Origin of the sequence: Candidatus Electronema sp. TJ, assembly GCF_048287355.1 — a bacterium.
In the GTDB taxonomy this organism is placed as follows: Bacteria; Desulfobacterota; Desulfobulbia; order Desulfobulbales; family Desulfobulbaceae; genus Electronema.
Window position 1 is genome coordinate 2,639 of the sequence record NZ_JBLWEP010000129.1, and the last position, 4,195, is coordinate 6,833.

Annotated in this window: 5 protein-coding genes; all 5 read right to left on the reverse strand. The window is 55.1% G+C overall.

Annotation, left to right across the window (positions count from 1 at the left end; all coding sequences use genetic code 11):
* Positions 1–899, reverse strand: an 899-nt coding sequence (locus ACNKID_RS09450) for a complex I subunit 4 family protein (RefSeq protein ID WP_417913180.1), incomplete at its 3' end; no start/stop codon positions are given.
* Between the two features lie 188 nt (positions 900–1,087).
* Entirely contained in the window at positions 1,088–1,672 is a 585-nt protein-coding gene (locus ACNKID_RS09455) for a hypothetical protein (protein WP_417913181.1), read from the reverse strand.
* Between the two features lie 55 nt (positions 1,673–1,727).
* Positions 1,728–3,638 carry an NADH-quinone oxidoreductase subunit L gene (gene nuoL / locus ACNKID_RS09460; protein WP_417913182.1) on the reverse strand — a complete coding sequence of 637 codons (1,911 nt, stop codon included), beginning with the start codon at positions 3,636–3,638 and terminating at the stop codon, positions 1,728–1,730.
* Complete coding sequence (nuoK, locus tag ACNKID_RS09465; RefSeq protein WP_417913183.1) at positions 3,631–3,936, reverse strand: NADH-quinone oxidoreductase subunit NuoK; 306 nt, start codon at positions 3,934–3,936, stop codon at positions 3,631–3,633. Before nuoK ends, nuoL begins: the two co-directional genes overlap by 8 nt.
* Positions 3,933–4,195 (reverse strand): NADH-quinone oxidoreductase subunit J (locus tag ACNKID_RS09470; RefSeq protein WP_417913184.1); only part of this gene is annotated, 263 nt, incomplete at its 5' end. The genes ACNKID_RS09470 and nuoK, both read right to left, overlap by 4 nt.

Consider the following 4,195-nt stretch of genomic DNA (forward strand, 5'->3'; position numbering starts at 1 on the left):
CCGTAGAGCACGTTGATGGTGACCAGCACTAGGAAGAAGGACATCCACATGTTCGCGCCTTCCGGCAGCAGATACATGCCGACCCGCAGGCAGCCGTAGCCGCCGAGCTTCATCAGCACGCCAGCATGGAGCATGGACACGGCGGTGGGCGCGGAGGCGTGGCCGTCTGGCGACCAAGTGTGGAAGGGAAAGATCGCGCCCAGCACGCCGAAGCCGAGGAAGATTATCGGGAAAGCCCAGTATTGGAATTCCGGCGAGAACGTGGCCTGAGCCAGCTTCTGGAGGTCAAAGCTGTTGATGCCGGATTCAAAATAGAGGCCCAAGATGCCCGCGAGGATGAAGGCCGAGCCAGCCACCAGCATCAGGGTCAACTTCATGGCTGAGTATTCCTTCTTGCCCGTGCCCCAGAGACCAATGAGCAGGTACATCGGCAGCACCGCGATCTCGTAGAAGACAAAGAAGGTAAAAAGGTCGAGGGAGATGAACACGCCGTACACCCCGGCCACCAGCACATTGAGGAGGACAAAGAACTCCTTGGCCTGTTTCTCCACGCCCCAGCTCGCCAACACCCCACAGAAGATGACGATAGCCGTGAGCAACATCATCAGCACCGAGATGGCATCCACGCCGATGTTGTACTCGATGTTCAGTATCTGGAGCCAGACCGTCTTGGCGGTAAAGTGGAACTGACTGAGTTTCGCTCCTGCCGCTGCCGGATGTTCCGCTGACGCGCTGATGAAGGCGAAGGTCAGGCCGATCACCAGCAGCAGGTTGATCAGGTTCCCGGCCAGCGAAATCTTTTTGATACGCCGGTGGTCATCGCGGTCAACTGGCAGGGAAACCAGCGCGGTGAGAAAAGGGACAGCCCAGATCAAGGTGAGCAGAAATGATCCGTTCATAAAAAAACTCCGTTGCTGGGTTCGCAGAGGTTGGCGGTGGTTTGTTTCATTTTGATTTTCTGTAGCTGACCTTATTTCGCGGCCATGCAATAAATTCTTCCTGAGTCATCTTGCCGGAAGCAAGATGTAGTAGTGCTTGTTCCTGTTCATCAGTACCGGAAGAAATCATTCCTTCTTTCCATTACAGGTCAACGGCAGCATTCACTTGCACCGTGCGGTGCATCGCTTAACTGGGCAGTTATCTCCCGCAACCGACCAGTTATCTCATCTATCTTCATTCTATAAACAGCATGAGATGCGACGCTTGGACAGCAACTTGGATCATCAGTCCCATATTCCTTAGTGTCAAAATTAATTTCCACTTCATTCTGAACCAATCGAATGCTGCTGAAACAACAGAGAGAACGCCAGCCCTTGCTTCCGACCGGAGTGAAATCAAGCAGTGTCAATCGTGTTGGACGGGTACTTATCCCTTCATAACGATCTACGAAAACTGCCAAGTATTGCACATGGCCATTGCCGCCGTTGAACCCCTCAATTGAAAAAAGGGCTGTTATGAGCTTATGCCCATCATTATCAAGATCAAGTTCGGCAATTTCCCGTGCTTCTTGATATTCATCTGCCGAATTATCGCTTAACAATATCACCAACGCGTTGACGCGGTTATTGATCTCTCGAAGTTCATTTTTGTTAAGTGCGAATGCTGAGTCAGCAAACAAAACGCAATGCATGAAAAGAATCAGGTCAGCCCACACCAAGAACCATTTCAGCATCTTCCTATGCTGATGCCTGCTGCATCGTCAGCTCTTTGCCGCGCTTCTGGTTTTATTATCTGCCCATAACCAGCAGCGCAATCAAACCAAGCATCGTCGCGCCGAGATACAGATGCAGCTCCCCGTTCTGCACCAGCCGCACGCCTTTGCCGCCCAGATGCAGCAGCCAGCCGCAGAGATTCATCGTGCCATCAACGACATTGCGATCAAACCACTTAATCGGCGCGGCGACGCAGTTGAAGATGATCTTGTGGGTGATGAAGAGATACAGCTCGTCAATGTAGAATTTGTTCTGCACCACAGTGTGGATCGGGCCGAAAACCTTTTGCAGCGTGGCGGCCTTCTCTGTCTTGCCTGAGCCATAGAGCAGCCACGCGCAGCCGATGCCGGTCAGCGCAGCCAGTGTCGCCAGCCAAGGCAGCCAAGCCGGATGCGCGAAATGGCCTGCCTCGCCGAGATGAGGCGGCAGCACCTTGGCAACAAAGGAATGCTCCAGCAGACCGGCAAAAATGGTCGGCACAGTCAGGGCGACAATCGGCCAAGTCATCCAAGGGTCTTCATGGACATGATGCAGGTGCGAGCGGGCCTCGCCGTGGAAAATCAGGAAGAAGAAGCGGAACATGTAGAACGCGGTCAAGCCGCCGGTGATCAGACCAACCAAGAAGGTGAACCAATGTCCCGACTGCAAAGCAGCGAGCAATATCGCGTCCTTCGACCAAAAGCCGCTCAAGGGGAACACGCCCGCAATGGCAAGGCAGGCAGCGAAAAGCGACCAGTAGGTTTTCGGCATAAGCTGCTTCAGGCCGCCCATCTTGAGGATGTCGTTGCTGTGGACAGCGTGAATCACCGCGCCTGCGCCAAGGAAGAGCATACACTTGAAGAAGGCGTGGGTGAAGACGTGATACATCGCGGCGGAAAAGCCGAGCGGATTGACATCTGCGCCGTGATGACCGCTTTCCGCGCAAACCTTGGCCGCGCCGAGCGAGAAGATCATGTAGCCAAGCTGCGAGAGCGTGGAGAAAGCGAGGATGCGCTTGATGTCTATCTGGGTGATGGCGATGACTGCCGCAAACAAGGCGGTGAACGCGCCAATGCACTGGATGACGAAAAGCGTCGTCTCGGCGGCGGCGAAAAGCGGGAACATGCGGGCCGTCAGATAGACACCGGCCACAACCATCGTCGCGGAGTGGATGATCGAAGAAACCGGGGTCGGGCCTTCCATTGCATCCGGCAGCCAGACATGGAGCGGGAACATCGCCGACTTGCCCCAGCCGCCAGTGAAAATCAGCAGCGTACCGAGGGTGAGCACGCCAGCCTCTTTTAGCAGCAAGGCGGTGGACGGGCTGTTCAGTGCTTGGAAGCTGAAGGTCTGGCTGTAAAAGCTGACCAGCAGGATGCCCATAAGGAAGAAGGCATCGGCGAAACGGGTGATGATGAAAGCCTTTTTTGAAGCCGCCACTGCCGATGGCTTCTCGTACCAAAAACCAATCAGCGAATAGGATGACACGCCGACCAGCTCCCAGAAAACAAACATCTGGAAGATGTTGCCGGACGTGACCAAGCCGAGCATTGAGAAGGTGAACAGGGCCAGCAGGGCGAAGAAGCGGTTGAAGGAGCGGTCGCCTTTCATGTAGCCGACCGAATAAATATTCACCAGCAGGGAAATCACGGTGACCACCACCAGCATCATCACCGAAATCGGGTCAAGATACATGCCCAAGTTGGCGGTCAGGCCGGGCGCAAAGTTGAGCCAAGCTGCGTCATAACCGAGCAGGGTGTGCTTCGGTTGACTCAGGTAGGCCAGCACCGTCAGCAGGGCATAGCCGAGCGACAGGCTCGACATCGCAATGGCGAACTTGGCGACAAACTTGTTATCTGAATTGAGATGCAGCAGTCCGATGATTGCAAAGCTGAAGAGCGGAAAGAGCAGGATCAGGTAGCTGTGGGAAAAGATGAAATCAGCCATGAAGTTCCTCCATCCGGTACACATCCAGCCGTTTCTTGCGGCGGTACATGGAAATGATGATGGCCAAGGCCACGGCGATTTCACAGGCGGAAACAGCCATGACAAAGACCGGGAAGACCGCTCCGGCGACCGGATCAGCGGCCCGGAAATGAGCGAAGGCGGCGAAGTTGATGTTCGCGCCGTTGAGAATGATCTCAACCGAAAGCAGAATGCCGAGCAGGTTGCGCCGGGTCAGCATACCAAAAATGCCGATCGCGCAGAGCAGCAGCGACAGGGCGATGCAGTTGGCCAAGGTCATGGCTTGTCCTCCTTTTTATTCTCCCGGCGGGACAGCACTACCGCACCGATCAAGGCTGCCAAGAGCAGCAGCGACACCACCTCGAACGGCACGATAAAACCGTTGCTGGTCGAGAGCAGACGAATGCCGATTTCGTCAATACTCACCGGCGCGGCGCGGTGGGCCGCTGTGTGCAGCAGCTTCGAGGGATTGCTGGTGAAAAAAAGATAGAGTGCAATAACCAGACCGGCGATGATCACGCCCTTGCCAGCCTGACGGC

Bases quoted from the DNA above. Each gene is read 5' to 3' on its own strand.
- ACNKID_RS09455 (WP_417913181.1), bottom strand. From the start codon at position 1,672: ATGCTGAAATGGTTCTTGGTGTGGGCTGACCTGATTCTTTTCATGCAT.
- nuoL (WP_417913182.1), bottom strand. From the start codon at position 3,638: ATGGCTGATTTCATCTTTTCCCACAGCTACCTGATCCTGCTCTTTCCG.
- nuoK (WP_417913183.1), bottom strand. From the start codon at position 3,936: ATGACCTTGGCCAACTGCATCGCCCTGTCGCTGCTGCTCTGCGCGATC.